The organism is Stenotrophomonas sp. RIT-551 (assembly GCF_026241915.1).
Classification (GTDB): Bacteria; Pseudomonadota; Gammaproteobacteria; order Xanthomonadales; family Xanthomonadaceae; genus Stenotrophomonas; species Stenotrophomonas bentonitica_A.
Genome location: NZ_JAPJIU010000032.1, coordinates 1 through 1,538, shown reverse-complemented (window position 1 = coordinate 1,538; position 1,538 = coordinate 1). Strand labels below are relative to the sequence as shown.

1 rRNA gene is annotated in these 1,538 nt (G+C 53.1%); it reads right to left on the bottom strand.

Features of this window, described 5'->3' with window-relative positions:
• Positions 1-1,512, bottom strand: a 23S ribosomal RNA gene (locus ORK51_RS17855); the annotation flags it as partial.
• Positions 1,513-1,538 lie beyond the last annotated feature (26 nt).

The window sequence follows — 1,538 nt, the reverse complement described above, 5'->3', positions numbered from 1 at the left end:
CTCGTCTCGGTGCTCGGTCTTAAAGGATCCCGGATTTGCCAAAGATCCAAACCTACCGCCTTTCCCCCGGACAACCAACGCCGGGTACACCTAACCTTCTCCGTCCCTCCATCGCACTTACGCGAGGTGCAGGAATATTAACCTGCTTCCCATCGACTACGACTTTCGTCCTCGCCTTAGGGGCCGACTCACCCTGCGCCGATTAACGTTGCGCAAGGAAACCTTGGGCTTTCGGCGTGCGGGTTTTTCACCCGCATTATCGTTACTCATGTCAGCATTCGCACTTCCGATACCTCCAGCAGACTTCTCAATCCACCTTCAACGGCTTACGGAACGCTCCTCTACCGCGTACATATAAATATGCACACCCCAAGCTTCGGTTCACTGCTTAGCCCCGTTAAATCTTCCCCGCAGACCGACTCGACCAGTGAGCTATTACGCTTTCTTTAAAGGGTGGCTGCTTCTAAGCCAACCTCCTGGCTGTCTGTGCCTTTCCACATGGTTTTCCACTTAGCAGTGAATTTGGGACCTTAGCTGTGGGTCTGGGTTGTTTCCCTTTTCACGACGGACGTTAGCACCCGCCGTGTGTCTCCCATACAGTCCGTCTCGGTATTCGGAGTTTGCAATGGTTTGGTAAGTCGCGATGACCCCCTAGCCATAACAGTGCTCTACCCCCGAGAGGATACATATGAGGCGCTACCTAAATAGCTTTCGAGGAGAACCAGCTATCTCCGGGTTCGATTAGCTTTTCACTCCTAATCACAGCTCATCCCCGTCTTTTGCAACAGACGTGGGTTCGGGCCTCCAGTACCTGTTACGGCACCTTCACCCTGGCCATGACTAGATCACCCGGTTTCGGGTCTACTGCCCGCGACTATGCGCCCTTATCAGACTCGGTTTCCCTTCGCCTCCCCTATACGGTTAAGCTTGCCACGAACAGTAAGTCGCTGACCCATTATACAAAAGGTACGCAGTCACTCTTTCGAGCTCCTACTGCTTGTACGCACACGGTTTCAGGATCTATTTCACTCCCCTCTCCGGGGTTCTTTTCGCCTTTCCCTCACGGTACTGGTTCACTATCGGTCGGTCAGTAGTATTTAGCCTTGGAGGATGGTCCCCCCATGTTCAGACAGGGTTTCACGTGCCCCGCCCTACTCGTCTTCACTGGAGTGGCCCTTTTAAATACAGGGCTATCACCTTCTATGGCCAGCCGTTCCAGGCTGTTTTTCTAGAACCATTCCAGCTTAAGGGCTAGTCCCCGTTCGCTCGTCGCTACTCAGGGAATCTCGGTTGATTTCTTTTCCTCTGGTTACTTAGATATTTCAGTTCACCAGGTTCGCTTCCAGCAGCTATGTATTCACTGCAGGATACCCGCAAGCGGGTGGGTTTCCCCATTCGGACATTACCGGATCAAAGCTTGTTGCCAGCTCCCCGATACTTTTCGCAGGCTGCCACGTCCTTCATCGCCTCTGACCGCCAAGGCATCCACCGTGTGCGCTTATTCGCTTGACCATATAACCGCAAGTTGCCTTGGGTTA